The following is a 20,363-nucleotide window of genomic DNA, read 5'->3' on the forward strand; positions in this document are numbered from 1 at the left end:
CAACCACTTTCAACAAACCGTCCGTAGAGGCGGTTCTGAGAGGTTCAAAATGTCAGATGTCATCAAGCTGATTTCCCCCATCGACGGTTCGGTCTATGCCGAACGCACGGCGCTGGACGACGCCGCGGTCGACCGGGTGGTTTCCACCGCACGGACCGCACAGGCAAGCTGGGCTGCCGTGCCGGTTGCAGAACGCGTTGCCTATTGCCTCAAGGCACTGGAAGCGCTGAAGGCGATGAACGAAGAAGTCGTGCCCGAACTGGCCTGGCAGATGGGCCGGCCGATCCGTTTCGGTGGCGAACTCGGCGGCACCATCGAGCGCACCGAATATTGCGCGAAGATCGCTGCTGAAGCGCTAGCCGATGTGGAGCGCACCGACAAGGCGGGCTTCAAGCGCTACCTGCGCCGCGTGCCGCTCGGCATCGTCATGGTGATCGCGCCGTGGAACTATCCGTTCATGACGGCGATCAATACCATCATGCCGGCGCTGATGGCAGGCAATGTGGTCGTGCTGAAGCATGCCGCGCAGACCCTTCTGGTCGGTGAGCGCCTCGCCAAGGCCTTCGAGATTGCCGGTCTGCCGAAGGGCGTTTTCCAGAACATCGTCCTGACCCACCAGGGCACGGAAAAACTGCTCGGTTCCGGTCTGATCGACCATGTCAACTTCACAGGTTCCGTCGGCGGCGGACGTGCCATCGAAAAGGCGCTGGCCGGTACCTTCGCGACGCTTGGCCTGGAACTGGGCGGCAAGGACCCGGCATATGTGCGGGCTGACGCAGACCTGAACTATGCGGTTGAGAATCTGGTCGATGGTGCATTCTACAACGCCGGCCAGTGCTGCTGCGGCATCGAGCGCGTCTATGTGCATGAAAGCCTCTACGACCGCTTCGTCGAAGGCTTTGTCGATCTGACCAGCCAGTACAAGCTGGGCAATCCGCTGGATGAAGCGACCACTCTGGGCCCGATGGCCCAGGCGCGTTTTGCCGCCTGGATCCGCGAGCAGACGCAAGAAGCTCTGCGCAAGGGCGCGAAGGCGCACATCGATACCTCCAAGTTCGAAGCCGACAAGGAAGGCACGCCCTACCTGGCGCCGCAGGTGCTGACGGAAGTCAATCACCAGATGTCCGTGATGCGCGAAGAAAGCTTCGGCCCGGTCGTCGGCATCATGAAGGTGAAGGACGACGAGGAAGCGCTGCAGTTCATGAACGACAGCCCCTATGGCCTCACCGCATCGATCTGGACCGAAGACGTTCAGGCCGCTGCAGAGATCGGCGACAAGATCGAGACCGGCACCGTGTTCATGAACCGCTGCGACTATCTCGACCCGGCCCTGGTCTGGACCGGCGTCAAGGACACCGGCAAGGGCGCGGCTCTTTCCGAAATCGGCTTCCACAACCTGACCCGGCCGAAGTCGTTCCACTTCCGTCTGGAGCATTGAGGCCGGTCTGACAAACGACCGAGCGAGCCCAGTTTCCTAGTCCCAAATCGGGCAGGGTGATTGAGCTTGCTCCCCTCTCCCCCCTTGAGGGGGAGATGTCTCCGCAAGGAGACAGAGGGGGGGGTGCCACCCCCTCGGCAAACTAGGCACCGGAATATACGCAGAGCCCAGTCACCCCCCTCTGTCAGCTTCGCTGACATCTCCCCCGCAAGGGGGGAGAGGGGTGCAAGAGGCAATGCCGAGACTTGTAACTGCCTCCCTTGTCGGTGTGGCAGCGACCAGAACCCTGAGTTTCAAGACAACGAGACACCCATGAGCTCTCTTCCTTCCGTCAATTGGTCCTATCCGACCTCCGTTCGCTTCGGTGCCGGCCGCATCAAGGAACTTCCCGATGCGGTCAAGGCCACCGGCATGGCCAATCCGCTGCTGGTCACCGACCCGGGCCTTGCCGGCCTGCCGATGGTCGCAGAGGCGATTGCAAGCCTGGAAGCTGCCGGCCTTAAGGCTGCGGTCTTTTCCGACGTCAAGCCGAACCCGGTCGACAGCAACATTGCTGCCGGTGTCGCCGCCTACAAGGCCGGTGGACATGATGGTGTCATCGCTTTTGGTGGCGGTTCGGGCCTCGATGCAGGCAAGCTGATCGCCTTCATGTCCGGCCAGACCCGGCCAATTTGGGACTTTGAAGATATCGGCGACTGGTGGACCCGTGCAGATCCGGCCGGTATTGCGCCGATCGTCGCGGTGCCGACCACTGCCGGAACCGGCTCGGAAGTTGGCCGCGCGGGTGTTGTCACCAACGAAGCGACGCACACCAAGAAGGTTATCTTCCACCCGAAAATGCTGCCGGCCATCGTGATCTGCGATCCGGAACTGACCGTCGGCATGCCGCGCTTCATCACCGTCGGCACCGGTATGGACGCTCTGGCACATTGCCTGGAAGCCTATTCCGCACCGATGTATCACCCGATGTCCGAAGGCATCGCGCTTGAAGGCATGCGGCTGGTGTTTGAAAACCTGCCGAAAGTTGCTGCGGATGCGTCCGATCTTGAAGCACGTGGTCACCTGATGAGCGCCGCCGCCATGGGTGCTGTTGCCTTCCAGAAGGGCCTCGGAGCGATCCACTCGCTGTCTCATCCGGTCGGTGCGCTTTATGACACTCACCACGGCATGACCAACGCGGTCTTCATGCCGTACGTGCTGCAGTTCAACAAACCCGCCATCGAACAGAAATTCGAGCGGCTTGCCGGTTTCCTTGGCATCGCCGGCGGTTATCAGGGTGTGCTCGATGCGATCCTGAAACTGCGTGAAGACCTCGGCGTACCGCACACGCTGGCCGGTCTCAATGTCGATGACAGCAAGCGCGACCTGATTGCCGAAATGGCGATTGTCGACCCGACCGCAGGCGGTAACCCGGTTCCGCTGACAAAGGAAGGCGCGTTGGACATCTTCGACAAGGCTCAGCAGGGTATCGTCTGAAGCAAGACCCCTTGACCTCGAAGGCGCACCGGATACCGGTGCGCCTTTTTTTGTTTTTCAGGCCATCTTTCGCAATCACGGCCAAGCGTAGCCAAGCCGGGCCGGTGTGCCGCGGGGCCTGCAGATGGCCCAGAATTGTTCGCGGACAGCTTTGACGCTCTCCGATCCCGGGTCTTCGCTTCGCTGCGTCGCGGATCACGCACTCATAGCCTTTGCACTTCAGGTCGCTCTGATCGTTCCCAGGATGAGGTTGGTGGTGCGTGCATTGCTGGCGCTCAGCGCGCCATTCGGTCTTTCTGTTCGAGATCGCTGCTCTCCGCCTTCCGCCACTTATCCGGCGTCATGCCGGTCACCCGCAGGAATTCGCGGTTGAAGTTCGACTTGGTCGAAAACCCTGCCCGGTACATGGCCTCGGTCACCGTGATGCCGTCCTGGCGCAGCAGCGCGCAGACGTCCTTGATCCTGAAATCGTTCACATAGCGTGAGACATTCATGTCGCGCACCCGGTTGATGGCCTGCGAGAGCTGACGGGCGGGCAGACCGGCCCGGCGAGCCAGCCTTGAGAGGTTGAGCGTGTCGTCGCGATGAAGGTGCTGTGCCATCATCAGGGCGTCGACTCGCGCGACGATTTCCGCGTCTTCGGAGGTGGCGGTCTGGGCCGCGGGTTCCGGCTCGGTGTTTGTCTCCGTCTGGGCATGGCCTGCCGTGCGGGCGGCAAGACCGATCAGCAGCAGGCTGACTATATTTGCGTTACTGACCAGAATGGCTGCATGGCTGCCGCCCGAGCGTTCGAAATCGAAAAGGATCACCAGATCGAACAGGGCGGACAGGCACAGGCAGAAGGCGGCCAGCCACAGGGCCCGGTGGGCAGCGGCAGCTTCGTCCAGACGGGCAAGTCCGAGGCCGTCCGGTCCGCGCCAGGCGATCCGTGCCAGGGCCACGGCATAGGCCAGGAACAGCAGCACCAGGGCACTATCCAGCAAGATAGGCGCCGCAAGCATCAGACCCAGAATGACGAGTGCGGCCAGTGGTGCCGCTGCCAGGCGAAACCGTCCGGGCGCGGCCTGATCGACGAGACCGCGAAAGCTCTCATAGGCAAGAGGGGGCAGCAGAGCAGCCAGCAGCGGCTGCACGAAGCGCAAAGCGTCGACGTTATATCCCCAGCGCAGGCCCAGGACGATGGATTGCAGGCAGCACAGGGCAATCAGCATCAGGAAGGTGCGTGTGGCTGTTGCTCCGCTGCTTTTCTTCAGAAACACAAAGACAAGCGCCAGAAGCAACGCGTTGACGAAGGGCAGGGGAACAAACAGCACGGGCAAGGCACCTCGATGGGGCGATGGCGGGGACCTTTATCGCGATCCGGCATGACTGAATCGTGAAAGAGGACGCTTTCCATCACGGCCTTAGCAAGAATTCGGTCATTGCTCCACTGACTGAAAGACCCCTCATGAAAATACAATCTCTTTTCTTGCCGCTGGTTCTCACGCTGGCCGTCACCACACCAGCCAAGGCCCAGGAACCGGTGGGTGTTCGCGAGATCTCGGTAAGTTCGAAAGCCAGAGGCGAGGATCTCACTGTTCTGGTCTGGTACCCGGCCAAGTCGGGCGGGGAAGCAGTGCTGATCGGCGATGACAGGATCTTCGAAGGCACGCCAGCATTGGCCGATGCCGCAAGGGCGGAAGGGATGTATCCGCTGATCGTGCTCTCGCACGGGTCGGGAGCGTCAGTCGAAAAGATGGCCTGGATCGCGAGCGAACTTGCCGGCGAAGGTTTTATTGTCGCCGGTGCAAATCACCCCGGCACCACCAGCGGCGATTCCACGCCGGAAGATACGCCGAAGCTCTGGCAAAGAACGGACGATCTCGCCACGGTGATCGATGAGTTGCTTGCCGATCCGGACTGGTCGGCGTCAATCGATCGAGGAAATATCGGGGCGCTCGGTTTTTCCCTTGGCGGCGCTGCCGTTCTGGAAAGCGTGGGTGCAACGGCAAGGCTGGAGGCTTATGTCGACTATTGCGACACCAATCCGCAGATGCCGGACTGCCAATGGTTCATGGGCGGCAGAGCCTTTGTCGACAGGGAGGAAATCAAGGTCGAGCCGCTTGATCTGCGGACGGTCGACAAGGCTCTTTTCGAACAAAAGAGCCATGATGCCCGGATCAAGTCTGTTATTGCTGTCGATCCGGCGCTGGCGGCTGCTTTTCAGGAGCAAAGCTTCGCGGGTGTCGGTGTGCCGCTGCATTTCCTCAATCTTGGCGTGGCAGGGCAGATCGATGTCGGTGTGCGTTCTGCGCATCTGGCCGCTGCTGCGCCAGACGCCGATCTGGATCACATCGAGGATGCCGTTCATTTCAGCTTCCTGCCCGTGTGCAAGGAAGACGCGATTGCCTTCATGAAATCCATCGGCGAGACGGACAGCCTGTGCACCGATGGTGGCGGCAGGTCTCGTGCCGAGCTGCACGATCAGATGGCCAAGATGATTGTCGAGGCTTTCCGGGCAGATTTGAAGGCGGCAAACTGACGGCCTGGCCGGGGACTCGATCGAGCTTTTTGCTCATGTGGACTGCAGCCTCCCGTGCTTTCGAGGGTGGGAGGCTGCCGGTCGTCTCAAGGTGTCAGGATGAAGCGCCCTGGCTGCGTTCGATCAGCTTCAGCACTGCCACAAGCACGATGCCGTAGAGAACATGGCCAACGAGGGCGACCCAGACGATGCCACTGAAGTTCAGGAAGAACGGCAGGCCGGCGACCGATGTGATGCCGCCGATGGCGAAGACCCAGAGACCGAAACCGTAAATTGCCGACGGCAGGAGCCAGTGGGTGTTGCCGACCACGCGCTGCCACAACGGCGCGAAGATGAACATCCAGCCGACAGGGTAGCCGATCAGTCCGACGGCGTAGAAATGGACGAAATATCCGCCGAAGTCACCGTTCGGAAGACCCAGGCTGCCAAGCAGGCTTTTGGCGAGGCCGTGCGGTGAAAGGGTCGCGAAACCCAAAGCCGGACTGATGATCTGGCCCCAGAGGTCGAACGCGTTGGTCGCAAAGAAGCCCGAGATGAACATCAGGCCGAGCGTATGAAAACTCAGGGCGGGCAGGGTGCCGGCAGTCTGGGCCTGGCTGGAAGTTGTATTCATGACGGGATCACTTTCCTGAGATTGTCTCTTCTGCTGGCAGATACTTGGCTCTGAATGCGATCACATGGAAATAAAATGGCGAGGGTCCTGCGTGACGAATTCGTGATGAAAAATTGACGCCTCGCAGCGGCTGTTTCCAATCTTTGGATAACGCGCGGGCGCTGTTGCTACACCTCCTCTTGCATGATCGGATGCGCCCTCTTTGCAACGCCGACAATGTGAGAATGCCGAAATGGATAAGTTGCCCGTCCGCCTCTATGCCGCTTTTGCTGCCGATGAGCGAGGCGGCAACATCGGCGGCGTTGTTTTTGAGGATACGCCGCTGTGGCCGGACGCGCGTCAGCGGATCGCGGCGGATATCGGTGCCCCGACGACGGGTTTTGTCCGCCAGAAGTCCGACAAGAGGATCGAGGTCCGCTTTCACTCGACCCGGGCGGAAATGGATATGTGCGGCCATGTTACCGTTGCGATTTTTGCGGCGTTGCTGGCCGACGGGCGGATTGGGCCTGGAAGCTATGTTCAGGAAACACCCGCGGGGGAAATCGGTGTTGATGTCGCCTCGGACGGTGCCATCACCATGCACCAGCCTTTGCCGAAGTTCGGATTGAACGAGGCAACCGCGGACGAGATAGCTCCGCTGCTCGGCATGGAACCGGCTGGTGTTCTCAGCGTTGCGGCGTCCTCGACAGCCCTTCGGCATGTTTTCATCGAAGTGGCAGATACCGATGCTCTGGCAGCCCTTCGTCCGGATGATGACGGGCTGCGCCGTTTCAGCCAGGAACGGTCGATCGACACGATGGGCATCTGGTGCCGGACAGGGCGTGGTCTGGGCAAGGCTAAGGTTCGCCTGCGGGATCTCTGCCACGGTGTCGGCGATCCGGAAGAGGCGGCGAGCGGTACCACCAACGGTGCGCTGGCCTGCCAATTGTTCCGGGCGCAAAAACTTCTGCCTGGCAATGGCGGACAGGCGGTCCTGGTCGCGGAGCAGGGCTTCGAAATGGGCCGTCCAAGCATCGTCAGAACCGTTCTGAACACGGCTGGCGGCGAAGTCACCGGTGTTTCTGTCGGTGGGTATGCGGCCTTGCGGCTGACGGGCGAGTTTCACCTGTGAAACTCGCCGCGCTGGTGTGACGTCAGACCCGTTCGAACAGCGCTGGTCCCGTCTCGCTGAAGAGTTCGATCTCGAGCGACTTGGCCGGACCGGATGATACATCGCCAAAGACCAGCGTCGAACGGGATCCGTCGGGCGCGTTCTCGGTGACGAAATCGAACACCATTACCGGTCCGCTCCAGGGCTTCAGCGGGAAGGGGATCTGTTTCGGTCCTGCCATCAGCACCAGCTTGTCGCCGTCTGCCTTGATTTCGACCTTGCCGAAATACGGGTTGGAATAGGTGCCGGTGAGAAGGTCTTGCGGAGGCGTCGGGCCGGCATCTGCCGGGCGGTCCTGACCGACAGTGCTGCCACGTTTGGTGTAGAAACCTTCGAACCTGCTTGAATATCCGCCGTACCAGTCCCGGGTGATGTGGCCGAGCTGCGCCAGGTCGGTGAAGGAGGCCGTGATGGCTTCGGCTGCCCCGACAGGGGCTGCATTGGTGAGGACGACTATGCCCAGGTCAAGCGAGGGGATCATCGCAAAGCAGGTGCCCGCGCCCAGCAGGAACGCGCCGGAATGGCCGATCCGGACACGGCCGGACGGATCAGTGCCGACATTGAAGCCGTAACCGTAAAAGCCGGACCTGGCATCGGGGCTGTGGGGGCGATCCGAAAAGCTTTGCGGGCTGATGGCCGGCAGAAGCGCCTCGGGTGCGATAAGCGGAGTTCCCGCGTGGGCGCCGTCTGCAAGCAGCATCTTCAGCCAGATGGCCAGATCGTTGGCGGTCGAACTGACGCCACCTGCCGGCGACTGGGCATCGGGCTTGCGCTGGTACAGCGGAGCAAAGCCGTCGCCGTCTCGGCTGTGTGGGATGGCGCGGTTGCTTGCTGCCATGTAGTCGGCAAAGCGTGAGCTGGTCGACGTCATGCCGAGTGGCCTGTAAAGCGCTTCTTCCGAAAGGCTGCTCCAGTCGGTGCCGGCAGCCTCGGCAACGGCCTCAGCGGCGGCGGTCAGGCCGAAGTTGGTATAGGCATAGGAAATCCGGAAAGGTGCCAGCGGCAGAAGCTTCAATCTCTGCAGGATTTCCTTTCGGTCGTAACCCAGGTCTTCCAGATCGTCGCCTGCGTGGTCCGGCAGACCGGAGCGATGGCTGTAGAGGTCACCTATGGTCAGCTTTTCGGTGCGGTCGGGATCGGACAATTCGAACCAGGGCAACAGTTCGCGCATCCGGCTGTCCCAGCCGACGACGCCCTTGCTGACCTGGCTCGCAACGACGGTCGCGCCCACCGGTTTGGAGAGGGACGCAAGCTGAAACACGGTGTCCGGTGTGATGGTTTCCGGTCCGCCAAGGCGGCGCACACCGAAGCCCTTGGAATAGACGGTTTCGCCCCGATGAACGGCGGCAACGGCCAGTCCCGGGATTTTGCTGCGCGTCATCACGTCGGCCACGATTGCGTCAAGCTCGGCAACTGCCTTTGCAATCTGCTCGGGCGAGGCTTCAATACCTGGTGTCTGGGCAGGAGAAAGCTCCTGCGCAAACCCACGCAGCGGCAGTGCAGTCAGTGCAGCGGTCGCAGTGCCGAGAAACAGACGGCGGGAGAGTGTGTGCCGGGGCATATGCAAATTCCTTGGGGAGATACTGAAATCAAAACAAGCATATGCATGATGCGCGAAACGCACCTGAGAGATCAACTTAACGACGTGTAATGCGGGTTTGTTGAAACTTCTTGGTTAAGCAACCGTGTCTTGAGCAGACAAGCAAATGGCCGGCACCAGAACGGCATCCGGCCGGCAGGTCGGGTGCTATTCGATGTCGCCGTGGACGGCGACCATATCCAGTTTCGCTTCCGGGGCGGCAATGGTTCTGAAGGCTTCGCGCACACCGTCTTCGGTCAGGTCGCGCTGAACGGCGATCAGCGTGTTTTCCGGATGCTCCTCGCAAAGCTCTGCCATATAGGCCAGCTCCTGACGGGCAACACCAAGCGCCGCCTCTACGGAAGGTGCGCCGTAAATGTCGACAAAATGCTGAGCAAGCCGCTCGGCGAGGGTGGCAAGCTCGGCCTCTTCGATCGGGGTGACGGCAACGAAGGTTGCTCTACCGAAGGTTTCCAGCCCCAGCCAGCCGTTGGCAAAGGCCTGACGTGCCTTGCCGGTCAGGTCGGCTTCGGTCCAGTCGGAAAACTCGAAGCCGCCGGACAGGCACCATTCGCCGGTACGAGCCGGGGAAAAGAAGACGTTGCGGTCGCTGTCATCCAGGTGAATGGCACGAGCGAGTTTCATCCGGTTATCCCTCAAGACGGCTGGAAAGCGGGATCAAGGTCGTGTCCTCACCCGTTCTCAGCAACATACCAAAATTTTCATCGACACCGACGAAAGTGCCGGAGGTTCCGTCAACCTCCACCGTTTCACCCAGCGTCGGAACAAGACCGCGCCAGTCGGAATGGACGGGGCGCGGGCCGTCGTCCAGCCAGCGATTGAGCCAGTAAAGGCTATGGCGCACCCAGCACTCCAGAAGCTGGTCGGGGGTAATCTCGCCGCAGCCTTCTTCGGACAACCAGGTTCGGTCAGGATCCTTGCCGGGGTTTGATTTCCGGCTTGTCATGCTGAGTTCCAGGCCGAGGATCAGCCAGTCCGGGGTTGCCTCGGGATCCTGCGTAGACGCCTTGACGCGCATGCGCCCGCAGACCGCGCCGTTGACGCGAATCCGGCCATCCCATTCCAGGTGGACTGCCACCTCCGGCGGGGCGAGCGTGCCGAGCGCTGCCTGAAAACCGAGGCCGCACACGGGCAGGATGGCCATGGCCTCCTCCAGCGGGACTTCCGGTGCAAAGATCAGAGCCGCCCGCAGGCGTTCCCCGCCAAGGTTATAGATGACTGTTCCGGGGTCCGTGCCGGTGATGGCAAGCGCCAATGCACGTTCGAAGGGATCTGCCTGTCCGGTTAGTGCCTCGCCCTGAAAAAGCGGCGGAAACTGCACTTCGCTCATGCGTTGCCCTCCGCGATCAAAGTTCGGGCGAGCTGACGGAACACGGAAGCTTCCGGCGCTTCAGGTGTCTTGATCGAAATCGGTGTGCCGCCATCGCCGGCAAGACGGATGTTGAGATGCAGCGGCACTTCGGCCAACAGGGGAACACCGAGCTTTTCCGCTTCCGCAGCAACGCCGCCATGGCCAAAGACGTGTTCCTCATGGCCGCAGTTGGAGCAGATGTGGGTCGACATGTTCTCGATCATGCCGATAAGCGGAACCTGCATCTGGTTGAACATGCTGATGCCCTTGCGGGCATCGATCAGGGCAACGTCCTGCGGTGTCGAAACGATGATGGCGCCGTCGACGGCGAACTTCTGGCAAAGTGTCATCTGGACATCGCCGGTGCCGGGCGGCAGATCGACGATCAGCGCATCGAGCGCGCCCCATTGCACCTGGGTCATCATCTGCTGCAGAGCACCCATCAGCATCGGCCCGCGCCAGGCAACTGCCTCGTCGCCAGATGTCATCAGGCCGATGGACATCATGGTGACGCCGTGGTTGCGCAGCGGCAGGATCATCTGGCCATCCGGCGAGGTCGGCCGGCCGGAGATGCCAAGCATCTTGGGCTGCGACGGACCATAGACATCGGCATCCAGCAGACCCACCTTGCGGCCTTCGGCGGCCAGCGCACAGGCAAGATTGGCAGCCACGGTCGACTTGCCGACGCCGCCCTTGCCCGAGGCAACCGCGATCACCCGGTCGATGCCAGGCACCTTCTGCGGCCCGGTTGCGCCCGGTGCTGCCGGTTTCGCCCGGATCGGCTGCGGTTCGGACGGTTTGGGCGCTGCGGGTTTGGCGGCCTGTGCGGCCGGCTGGTCCGCATGGGACGTCAGGATCACCTGAACGCTTTCGCAGCCTTCCAGCGCTTCGAGCTTCGTTTCCGCTTCGCGTTTCAGAACTTCCATCTCGGCCATGCGCCGCGGGTCGATCTCCAGAACGAAGCGGACCGTACCGCCATTGACCTGCAGTGCCCGCATCATTCCCGAGGCGGCAATGTCCTCGCCGGAGGCCGGATCCTTGATCGTCTTCAGAACCGACAGGGCGGTTTCGCGCGTCAGTGACACGTTAGTCCTGCCCCTCGATTTCGCCGGTGACCACGTGCTCGAGACCGAGTTCCTCGATCGTCACGACAGCTTTCACCTTGAAGGATTTTCCCGCATTCGGGCCTGCTTCGCGCACCGCATTTTCGATGGCCTGCTGCGAGGTCACACCGACCTGCTTCAGGAACTTGCGCATGGACATGTTGAAATCTTCGCTCATCTTATTCTCCTGTTGAATGCGGCGCACATTGACGGCTCGCCCGATTGAAACCTACCCTAGCGGATCTGGCCAGCAACGTGAGGGAGGAGCGCGTGGGCTGCCGTGCCTTGATATTTCTTGCCGTTGCCCTGTCGGCCGGCATCCTGTTCCATAAACCGGGGATCGCGCAATCGCGGTCTTTCCGGATGGGCGTGCCGAACGCGATTGCGGAAACCGGCTTCCTCCAGTATCTGCTGCCGCGCTTTTCGCTCAAGACCGGGATCCGCATCGAAGTCGTGGGTGACACGGAATCCTCCGAACTCAGTCTTTCGGAAGGCGCTTCCGGGGTTGCCGTGTTCTCCGGACTTGGCAAGACCTGGTTCCTCATGACCCATAAGGAAACCAACGAACACGCGATCCGCTTTCGGGACTGGCTGACCGGGGACATCGGCAGGCGCACGGTTGATGCTTTCGAGGAAGACGGCAAGCAGGTGTTCACCGCAGCGCTCGAACAGGTGGAGGACGATGGCCCGGTCGTCCTGTCCGGTGATGCGATCCGGGGTGAGGAACTGGCCGTTCTCCATTGCGGACGGTGCCATATGGTCAACGAGGCGACGCGCCTTACGACCATCGGTTCATCGCCTTCCTTCGCGGTGATGCGCAGTTTCTCCGACTGGCAAATGCGGTTCGAGGCGTTTTTTGCCCTCAATCCGCATCCCGCTTTCACGGTGATCGACGGCGTTACCGAACCTTTCGACATAAGCAGGCCATCGCCGATCGTGCCGGTGCAGATGACGCTTGAAGAACTCGAAGCGATCCTTGCGTTCGTTTCCCGCATTCCGCCGGCCGACCTCGGAGCCCCCATACAGTACCAGTGATCTTGTCTCATCCGGTTCAATGATCGCGCCGCTTGCTGATGTAGTCGTCCGTCGTGCGAACACGTGGGCGCTCGGCGGAGGCGAACGGGTTGTTTTCCGAATGGTAGACGGCGTTCACCCGGCAGTCGTCGCACATCTGTATGAGCTGTATGGCCTTGTTGTCCTGGAACATGGCGTGTTTGCCGGCGAGCTTTTCCGTCAGTCTCATCACTGTTGACCGGACACCGAATGGCTTGCCGCATTCAACACAGTTGAACGGCTCTTCTTCCTTCAGCACCCTGGCGCGCAATGCGTCGTCCGAAAGATCAAGCCTCGGATCCAGTGTCAGGGCCTTTTCCGGGCAGATTGTCGTGCAGATGCCGCACTGCAGGCAGGCATCTTCCTGAAAGCGCAGCTGCGGCGCATCGGGATTTTCCTTCAGGGCGCCGGACGGGCAGAGCGACACGCAGGACAGGCACAGCGTGCAGGCGTCCTGGTCAAGGACAACCGAGCCATAGGGGGCTCCTTCCGGAAGCGGGATGACCTTGCCCGGCTCGTTGAGCGTTTTGGCGGCAAGACGCGTGATTTGCCGGCGGGAGCCAAGGGGCAGGATCGGCTGCTTCGCGGTCACCGGAGACTGTTCGCGGTAAAGGATTTCTTCCAGCTCGTCCGGATCGGACGGGGTGATGAGGCAGACGCGGTCTTCGCCGGCGATCGCATTGGAAAGTTCAGCCTGGAAGGGCATGCCTTCCTTTTCCGTGGCTGGTGATAGCAACACGGTCACGTCGGCGAAGCCGCAGGCAAGTGCTGCCAGGCTTTCCGTATGGCCGAAACTGGCGATGGCTTCCATCTCCAGCGGAATGACGTCCGCCGGCAAGCCCTTGCCGTAGCGAGCGCCCAGGCGGATCAGCTCTGCACCGTGGCTGCTGTCGTGAACGAGCAGGCGCGGTGCGTCGGAGCTGAGCTTGCGCCAGGTTGCCGCCAGCGTTTGCAGGCGCTGGAAGGTGTGGCTGACGGGGGGAGCATCGTAGCTGATGGCACCGGACGGACAGACTGCCGAACAGCTTCCACAGCCGGCGCAGACCATGGTATCGACCGCAACACTGTCGCCGCCGGGGCTGATGGCACCGGTTGGGCAAAGATCCAGACAGCGCGTGCAGCCTGTTTTGCGGGCCCTGGAGTGAGCGCAGAGCTGCTCGTCCAGACGAACGTAGAGCGGCTTTTCGAAGGTGCCGACAAGTTGTGAGGCATCCAGGAGCGCCTTGGTGAACGCGCCCGCATTGCCCGGGTCTGCCCGCAGGTAGCCTTCCCGTTTTTCCGGTGCGGGAAAGAGCGGCTGCCCCCGGCGGAGGTCCAGCACGATGTCGCATTCCGTGCGCCCACCGCTCTTGGGATCTGTCCAGTTGAACGCGCCCCGCCCGCCGGGAATGCGCTCCTGCAGGGCATCGAAACCGACCTTGAAGTGGCCAAGCGCACCGGTTGCTGTTGTTACCCGGCCGCGCACGATGTCGAACCGCCGGTCGTCGGCAAGAGGCAATTCGTCGGCAGGGTCGAGAATGACTGTAACGCTCAGGAGCTCGCAAAGATGGTCTGCCGCGGTAAGCGCAGCTTCGCTGTCGCCAAGGATGAGGCAGGTGCCCTCCGAGGTAACGTCCACGACCTTTGCACCGGGTGTCGGCAAGATCGATTCGGCGAGCAGCGCGGCCATCTTGGGAGACGTGCTGCGGGTGTCGGCGGTCCAACCGGCTCGGTCGCGCAGATCGACAAAAAGAGGTTCGTCCGCTTCAAGGTCTGCGGCCAGATCCTCGAATGCCTGGCGTTCCTGCTGACACGCAATGATGACATTGCCCGCCTGAAGCGCTTCGGCAGCCTGCGCTGCTTCGCCGCGGCAAAGTTGCGTGTGGATTTTCGAACAGGTCAGTCCCGTTGCCTGTTCGATAAGCCCGGCGTCAATAGCCTGTGTATTCAGGCAATCGCAAAGCAGAAGCCTTGGTTGCGTCATTGTGTGCGCGTCCTCTCCCCCGGATCGTCCGAAACCGATTCTCTTGTGATTTGTCAGACAATGCCGAACCCCATAACAAGGGCGCTGAAAGGCGCGCGTCAAGTTCGACTTCTGCGGGGCTTGAAATTTATGTCGCTTGCTACAGCATTTTACGTAACATCAAAACAGAGTCGGATTGAACCGGCGGACGGGGAGGTAGGTGGTTCGTGACTAGGGAAAGAACGCGCGTCATGCCGGTGGGGGTTGTGGTGCGCAGGCTGCCTGGCGTAACGCGCTGGCAGAAGTGGACCTGGTTGCCGGTGTCCCTGCTGCCGGGAGCCGCGCCTGCGGACTGGAAAATGCTGCGGGCCGAAGGCGATGCGATCGAATACCATGCGACGACCTTGAGCCTGGAGCTGCATCACACCCAGACCGAAGCCTATCTGATTGCCCTGTCCGACAAGGTTCCCTCCGTCTACGTTGTGATGCGGGCTGCCCCGGAGCTGGCTCCGGCGATCCCCATTGAGGTGCTGCACATGACAGCGTCTGCCCATGAAGGCCTGGATTACGCGGATTCCGCCGAGGTCTTTGTCGAGAAGGTGCCAATGCCGCCAGGGCTGATTGCCTGGGTCCGGGAATTCATTGACATGCACCACGAAGAGGAAATCTTCTACAAGCGTCAGCGTGACAAGCACCGGATCGACCTGGAGGAAGAAGGCATCGGTGATCCACGCATCCGGCAGCTTGCCGACGTTTACCGGGCGCCCGGCACCCGAAAGAAGGACACACTGCAGTGAACTCCGGCGACGACAAGCCAATGGATTTCTGGTCAAGGCGCAAGGCTGCGGTTCGCGAGGCCGAAGCCGCGGAGGTCGAGCGCCGGGACGCTGAGCTTGAAACCGCGAAACGGGTCGAGCTGGAAGAAAAGACCGACGCGGAAATCCTGGAAGAACTTGGACTGCCTGATCCCGACAGCCTGCAGAAGGACGATGATTTCACGCAGTTCCTGGCCAAGACCGTGCCGGAGCGTCTGCGCCGGAGGGCATTGCGCCGTTTGTGGCTGTCCAACCCCGTTCTCGCCAATCTCGATGGCCTGAACGATTATGACGATGATTTTACCGATGCATCGACCGCCGGTCAGGTGGTGAAGACCGCCTATGAAGTTGGTCGTGGATTCTTGAAAAAAATCTCTGAAACGGAGCCGGACGAAAACTCGGACGCTACGCAGGCCGGAGAAGGTGAAGTACTTTCCGGGCAAAGTGATTCTGCTGCGCCGCAATCGGAACAACTTGCTGCAGCGCAGCATACTTATGTCGAAAATGGAAAAACATCTATTCGATTGACGCAAAGAGACGAGAAGGTGCAAATTAGTGAAATTGGAACTATTGTGTCTGATGAAACAGCACTGGTCGAAGCCGAAGAAGAGCGCCTGCCGAAACGGCGCCGAATGCGTTTCGACTTTGATTAATACTAAAGTCTAAGAAGTTTTTGCGCCAGAAAAGCACCGCGTGTGTGGGAGGAAAAGGCTCGAATGGCCGTTGTGGCGAGGGAATTCATTATCGAACCGGAAGATCAGGCCCGGTCCGAATTATACGACTTTCTGGCACTGGTGCTTGCGCGCCCGGCCGGAGCCGAGCTGCTCGAGCAGATTGCAGGCCTGCAGGGTGGTGATACGCCCCTGGGCAATGCTCTGAATGTGCTTGCCAGAATTGCGGCAGTGACGACGCCGGAGACGGCCGAGCGTGAATTCAATGCCCTTTTCGTCGGTCTCGGGCGCGGTGAGCTGCTGCCATACGCCAGCTATTATCTGACAGGGTTCCTCAACGAAAAGCCACTCGCAAAGCTGCGCCAGGACATGGCGGAGCGCGGGATCGAGCGCGCTGAAGACAAGCACGAGCCGGAAGACAACATCGCATCGCTGATGGAGATGATGGCGGGGATGATCCTCGGCCGTTTCGGCAAGGTGACGTCTCTCAGCGAACAGAAGAGTTTCTTCAACGCCCATGTGGAACCTTGGGCGATACATTTCTTCACTGATCTGGAAGCGGCCGGAACATCGGTGTTCTACGGTGCTGTCGGATCGTTGGGGCGCCAGTTCATGGAAATCGAGGCACAGGGCTTCGACATGATCTCGAACTGACGGTTGCATCTGAAATGGGGTGGCTTGGCCATCCATCTGCGAGAGGAGGAATGCGACAATGAAACGACCCGAAACGGCAAGCCCTGAAGAGGGTACAGGCCGCCGGGACTTCCTGAAGCTGGCGGCGATTTCTGCCCCGGTTGCCGTGACCACGGTAACCGCCGGAACCACCGCTGAAGCGGCTGAACCGGACCTGGCTTCCGACAAGATGCAGGACACGGTTCATACCCGTGCCTACTACGACAGCGCCCGGTTCTAACTGGACCCTGTGAGACTTCCCCGGCCATGGTTGCGTGACGCCCGGACGCCGGTTCACAAATAACCCAGCCGTATCAGGTTCTGATACAAGCAAGGTAGGGCAATATGCTTAGGAAAAAGACCAATGGGGTTGCGCGACGCCCCCAAGGTGCAAGTATCCTGAAAGACGCTGCACACAAGTCGGTAGACCGCCGTACGTTCCTTAAGGGATCCGGTCTTGCCGCAGGCGGCCTGGCCGCCATTACCGTGACCGGAGGAACGGTCACCAAAGCCAAGGCACAATCCACCGGCGATGCCGTGAAGACCGTCAAGTCGATCTGCACGCACTGTTCCGTTGGCTGTACCGTTATCGCCGAAGTTTCCAGCGGAGTCTGGATCGGGCAGGAGCCCGGTTGGGACAGCCCGTTCAACCTGGGTGCCCATTGCGCCAAGGGAGCTTCCGTCCGCGAACACGCTCATGGCGAGCGCCGCCTGAAATATCCGATGAAAAAGGAAGGCGGAGAGTGGAAGCGGATCAGCTGGGACGAGGCGATCAACGAGATCGGCGACAAGATGCTGCAGATCCGCGAAGAAAGCGGTCCGGACAGCGTCTACTGGCTCGGCTCGGCCAAGCACAGTAACGAGCAGGCTTATCTCTTCCGCAAGTTTGCAGGCTACTGGGGAACGAACAACGTCGACCACCAGGCCCGCATCTGCCACTCCACGACGGTTGCCGGCGTAGCGAACACATGGGGCTACGGCGCCATGACCAACAGCTACAACGACATCCACAATTCCAAGGCGATCTTCATCATCGGCGGCAATCCGGCGGAGGCTCACCCCGTCTCCCTGCTGCACGTGCTGCGCGCCAAGGAACAGAACAACGCACCGCTGATCGTCTGCGATCCGCGGTTCACCCGCACCGCGGCCCATGCCGACGAATATGTGCGCTTCCGTCCGGGTTCGGACGTTGCCCTCATCTGGGGCATTCTGTGGCACATCTTCGAAAACGGCTGGGAAGACAAGGAGTTCATCCGCACCCGCGTGTGGGGCATGGACCAGATCCGCGAAGAAGTCGCCAAATGGACGCCCGATGAAGTCGAGCGTGTCACCGGTACGCCGGAAAGCCAGCTGAAGCGCGTGGCGCGGACGCTTGCCAACAATCGTCCGGGCACCGTGATCTGGTGCATGGGCGGCACCCAGCACACCAACGGCAACAACAACACCCGTGCCTACTGCATCCTGCAGCTGGCGCTTGGTAACATGGGCACCGCCGGTGGCGGCACCAACATCTTCCGTGGCCACGACAACGTGCAGGGAGCGACCGACCTCGGCGTTCTCGCCGACACGCTGCCGGGCTATTACGGCCTGACCGCCGGCTCTTGGGCTCACTGGGCTCGTGTGTGGGAAGAAGATCTGGATTGGCTGAAAGGCCGCTTCGGCACCATCAAGGGTGCGGACGGCAAGGACAAGGCCATGATGAACCTGACCGGTATCCCGGTCAGCCGCTGGATCGATGGTGTCCTTGAAGCCAAGGAAAACCTGGAACAGCCGGACAACACCCGTGCGATGGTGCTGTGGGGCCATGCTCCTAACTCCCAGACCCGTTTGCCGGAAATGAAACAGGCTATGGAAAAGCTCGACCTTCTGGTCGTGGTTGATCCCTATCCGACTGTTTCGGCAATCCTGCACGACCGCACCGACGGCTGTTACCTGCTGCCGGCCTCGACCCAGTTCGAGACCCGTGGTTCGGTGACCGCTTCCAACCGGTCGCTGCAGTGGCGCGAACAGGTGATTGCACCGCTGTTTGAATCCAAGCCCGACCACACGATCATCGCTATGTTCGCCAAGAAGTTCGGTTTCGACGACCGTCTCTTCCGCAACATCGGCATGGACGGGGACGAGCCAAACATCGAGGACCTGACACGCGAGTTCAACCGCGGCATGTGGACGGTGGGCTACACCGGCCAGTCGCCTGAGCGTATCAAGTCGCACATGGAGAACCAGCACACCTTCGACCGCACCACGCTGCGTGCAGTCGGTGGTCCGAACGACGGCGAGTTCTACGGAATGCCGTGGCCGTGCTGGGGCACTGCAGAGATGAAACACCCGGGAACGGCAAATCTCTACGACATGTCCATGCCGGTCGCTGAAGGCGGTCTGTGCTTCCGTGCCCGTTACGGCGTGGAGCGTGATGGCCAGAACCTTCTGGCGGAAGGCGTCTCCAACCCCGGTGCGGACATTCAGGACGGCTATCCCGAGTTCACCATGCAGATGCTGATCGATCTCGGCTGGGATGGTGACCTGACGGCCGAAGAGCGTCAGTCGATCGAGACTGTTGCCGGCGCTGCGGACAAGATCGGCACCGTGAACTGGAAAACCGACCTTTCGGGCGGTATCCAGCGCGTGGCGATCGCCCATGGCTGTGCCCCGTTCGGCAACGCCAAGGCGCGTGCCGTTGTGTGGACCTTCCCGGATCCGGTGCCGCTGCACCGCGAGCCGCTCTACACCAACCGGCGGGATCTGGTCGCGGACTATCCGACCTATGCCGACAAGTCGTTCTGGCGTGTTCCGACACTCTATGCGTCGATCCAGAAGAACGACTTCTCCAAGGACTTCCCGATCATCCTCACATCCGGCCGTCTGGTCGAATACGAGGGCGGCGGGGACGAAACCCGGTCGAACCCCTGGCTGGCGGAACTCCAGCAGAACATGTTCGTCGAAATCAATCCGCGGGATGCCAACAATCTCGGAGTGCGTGACGGCGCACAGGTCTGGGTCGAAGGCCCGGAGGGCGGCAAGGTCAAGGTCATGGCGATGGTTACCGAACGTGTCGGCGAAGGCGTTGCCTTCATGCCGTTCCACTTCGGCGGTCATTACCAGGGCGAGGACCTGAGGTCGAAGTATCCGAAGGGTGCAGACCCCTATGTGCTTGGGGAAAGCTGTAACACCGCTCAGACCTACGGGTATGACTCGGTGACCCAGATGCAAGAGACCAAGGCTACACTCTGCAAGATCTCGGCAGCGTAAGGAGGACGACAAATGGCAAGATCAAAGTTCCTTTGCGACGCCGAACGCTGCATTGAGTGCAATGCCTGCGTCACGGCCTGCAAGAACGAGCACGAGGTGCCGTGGGGCATCAACCGCCGCCGTGTTGTGACCATCAATGATGGCAAACCGGGCGAACGGTCGATCTCCGTGGCCTGCATGCACTGCTCGGACGCACCCTGCATTGCGGTGTGCCCGGTGGACTGTTTCTACCAGACCGAAGAAGGCGTGGTGCTTCACTCGAAGGACCTGTGCATTGGCTGCGGCTACTGCTTCTACGCCTGTCCGTTCGGCGCACCGCAATTCCCGCAAGCGGGCAATTTCGGATCGCGCGGCAAGATGGACAAATGCACCTTCTGTGCAGGTGGTCCGGAAGAAAACAACTCCACTGCAGAGTTCGCGAAATACGGTCGCAACCGTATCGCGGAAGGCAAGTTGCCGCTCTGCGCGGAAATGTGCTCCACCAAGGCCCTGCTCGCGGGTGATGGCGACGTCGTGTCGGCCATCTATCGCGAACGTGTGGTTGCCCGCGGCTTCGGCTCGGGTGCCTGGGGCTGGGGTACCGCTTACGGCCAGAAAGGCGGCTGATCCCTTGCGGGGTGAGGGCAGACCGGCACGCCGGACTGCCCGTCACGCTTGGGTAGATGCCTGAAAGAAACGTAGGCGGGGCGGCTTTACAGCCGCCCCGCTC

Annotated in this window: 19 protein-coding genes; 11 read left to right on the plus strand and 8 right to left on the minus strand. The window is 61.0% G+C overall.

Going from position 1 to position 20,363, the window contains the following annotated elements; translation table 11 throughout:
- Positions 1-49: 49 nt before the first annotated feature.
- A complete protein-coding gene (locus tag ACP90_RS05855; RefSeq protein ID WP_062487285.1) occupies positions 50-1,438 on the plus strand; it encodes an aldehyde dehydrogenase family protein in 1,389 nt (462 codons plus the stop codon).
- Positions 1,439-1,750: 312 nt separating this feature from the next.
- Positions 1,751-2,914, plus strand: a complete 1,164-nt coding sequence (locus ACP90_RS05860) for an iron-containing alcohol dehydrogenase (protein ID WP_062487287.1) — start codon at positions 1,751-1,753, stop codon at positions 2,912-2,914.
- A 275-nt stretch (positions 2,915-3,189) separates the two neighbouring features.
- On the opposite strand, the gene ACP90_RS05865 is transcribed toward ACP90_RS05860, so the two are convergent.
- Complete coding sequence (locus ACP90_RS05865; RefSeq protein ID WP_208993468.1) at positions 3,190-4,227, minus strand: AraC family transcriptional regulator; 1,038 nt, start codon at positions 4,225-4,227, stop codon at positions 3,190-3,192.
- Positions 4,228-4,361: 134 nt separating this feature from the next.
- Between ACP90_RS05865 and ACP90_RS05870 the strand changes: the two genes are divergently transcribed.
- On the plus strand, positions 4,362-5,435 hold the full coding sequence (locus tag ACP90_RS05870) for a dienelactone hydrolase (RefSeq protein WP_062487291.1): 1,074 nt from the start codon (positions 4,362-4,364) through the stop codon (positions 5,433-5,435).
- 94 nt (positions 5,436-5,529) lie between these two features.
- On the opposite strand, the gene ACP90_RS05875 is transcribed toward ACP90_RS05870, so the two are convergent.
- The gene (locus tag ACP90_RS05875) at positions 5,530-6,048 is read right to left on the minus strand and encodes a hypothetical protein (RefSeq protein WP_023003103.1); all 519 of its coding nucleotides are present in this window, start codon (positions 6,046-6,048) and stop codon (positions 5,530-5,532) included.
- A 232-nt stretch (positions 6,049-6,280) separates the two neighbouring features.
- Here ACP90_RS05875 and ACP90_RS05880 point away from each other — a divergent pair, with 232 nt between their 5' ends.
- Complete coding sequence (locus tag ACP90_RS05880) at positions 6,281-7,159, plus strand: PhzF family phenazine biosynthesis protein (RefSeq protein ID WP_062487293.1); 879 nt, start codon at positions 6,281-6,283, stop codon at positions 7,157-7,159.
- Positions 7,160-7,181: 22 nt separating this feature from the next.
- Here ACP90_RS05880 and ACP90_RS05885 read toward each other — a convergent pair whose 3' ends face one another.
- From ACP90_RS05885 to ACP90_RS05905, 5 genes are all read right to left on the minus strand, one after another.
- The gene (locus ACP90_RS05885; RefSeq protein WP_062487295.1) at positions 7,182-8,759 is read right to left on the minus strand and encodes a serine hydrolase; all 1,578 of its coding nucleotides are present in this window, start codon (positions 8,757-8,759) and stop codon (positions 7,182-7,184) included.
- A 186-nt stretch (positions 8,760-8,945) separates the two neighbouring features.
- On the minus strand, positions 8,946-9,422 hold the full coding sequence (locus ACP90_RS05890; protein ID WP_062487297.1) for a DUF6505 family protein: 477 nt from the start codon (positions 9,420-9,422) through the stop codon (positions 8,946-8,948).
- A gap of 4 nt (positions 9,423-9,426) precedes the next feature.
- Positions 9,427-10,128, minus strand: a complete 702-nt coding sequence (locus ACP90_RS05895; RefSeq protein ID WP_055656245.1) for a biotin/lipoate--protein ligase family protein — start codon at positions 10,126-10,128, stop codon at positions 9,427-9,429.
- Positions 10,125-11,234, minus strand: coding sequence for an Mrp/NBP35 family ATP-binding protein (locus tag ACP90_RS05900; protein WP_062487299.1), 1,110 nt, complete (start codon positions 11,232-11,234; stop codon positions 10,125-10,127). The genes ACP90_RS05895 and ACP90_RS05900 overlap by 4 nt, the downstream gene beginning before the upstream one ends.
- Before the next feature lies 1 nt (position 11,235).
- On the minus strand, positions 11,236-11,430 hold the full coding sequence (locus ACP90_RS05905) for a DUF6494 family protein (protein ID WP_023003109.1): 195 nt from the start codon (positions 11,428-11,430) through the stop codon (positions 11,236-11,238).
- 92 nt (positions 11,431-11,522) lie between these two features.
- On the opposite strand from ACP90_RS05905, the gene ACP90_RS05910 reads away from it, so the two are divergent.
- Positions 11,523-12,287 carry a hypothetical protein gene (locus ACP90_RS05910; RefSeq protein ID WP_208993469.1) on the plus strand — a complete coding sequence of 255 codons (765 nt, stop codon included), beginning with the start codon at positions 11,523-11,525 and terminating at the stop codon, positions 12,285-12,287.
- A gap of 16 nt (positions 12,288-12,303) precedes the next feature.
- Here the strand turns inward: ACP90_RS05910 and ACP90_RS05915 are convergent, their stop codons facing one another.
- Positions 12,304-14,268, minus strand: a complete 1,965-nt coding sequence (locus ACP90_RS05915; protein ID WP_062487302.1) for a 4Fe-4S binding protein — start codon at positions 14,266-14,268, stop codon at positions 12,304-12,306.
- 206 nt (positions 14,269-14,474) lie between these two features.
- On the opposite strand from ACP90_RS05915, the gene ACP90_RS05920 reads away from it, so the two are divergent.
- The 6 genes from ACP90_RS05920 to fdh3B all read left to right on the plus strand — a co-directional run bounded on the left by ACP90_RS05920 (position 14,475) and on the right by fdh3B (position 20,260).
- A complete protein-coding gene (locus ACP90_RS05920; RefSeq protein WP_208984238.1) occupies positions 14,475-15,044 on the plus strand; it encodes a DUF3305 domain-containing protein in 570 nt (189 codons plus the stop codon).
- A complete protein-coding gene (locus ACP90_RS05925; RefSeq protein ID WP_062487304.1) occupies positions 15,041-15,715 on the plus strand; it encodes a DUF3306 domain-containing protein in 675 nt (224 codons plus the stop codon). Before ACP90_RS05920 ends, ACP90_RS05925 begins: the two co-directional genes overlap by 4 nt.
- Before the next feature lie 63 nt (positions 15,716-15,778).
- Positions 15,779-16,387 carry a molecular chaperone TorD family protein gene (locus ACP90_RS05930; protein WP_055656785.1) on the plus strand — a complete coding sequence of 203 codons (609 nt, stop codon included), beginning with the start codon at positions 15,779-15,781 and terminating at the stop codon, positions 16,385-16,387.
- A 58-nt stretch (positions 16,388-16,445) separates the two neighbouring features.
- Positions 16,446-16,646: a hypothetical protein gene (locus ACP90_RS05935; protein ID WP_023003115.1), complete on the plus strand. Its 201-nt coding sequence runs from the start codon at positions 16,446-16,448 to the stop codon at positions 16,644-16,646.
- A 104-nt stretch (positions 16,647-16,750) separates the two neighbouring features.
- Positions 16,751-19,654, plus strand: coding sequence for a formate dehydrogenase subunit alpha (locus tag ACP90_RS05940; RefSeq protein ID WP_023003116.1), 2,904 nt, complete (start codon positions 16,751-16,753; stop codon positions 19,652-19,654).
- Positions 19,655-19,666: 12 nt separating this feature from the next.
- Positions 19,667-20,260: a formate dehydrogenase FDH3 subunit beta gene (fdh3B, locus tag ACP90_RS05945; RefSeq protein WP_062487306.1), complete on the plus strand. Its 594-nt coding sequence runs from the start codon at positions 19,667-19,669 to the stop codon at positions 20,258-20,260.
- Positions 20,261-20,363 lie beyond the last annotated feature (103 nt).

Origin of the sequence: Labrenzia sp. CP4 (genome assembly GCF_001579905.1) — a bacterium.
In the GTDB taxonomy this organism is placed as follows: Bacteria; Pseudomonadota; Alphaproteobacteria; order Rhizobiales; family Stappiaceae; genus Roseibium; species Roseibium algicola.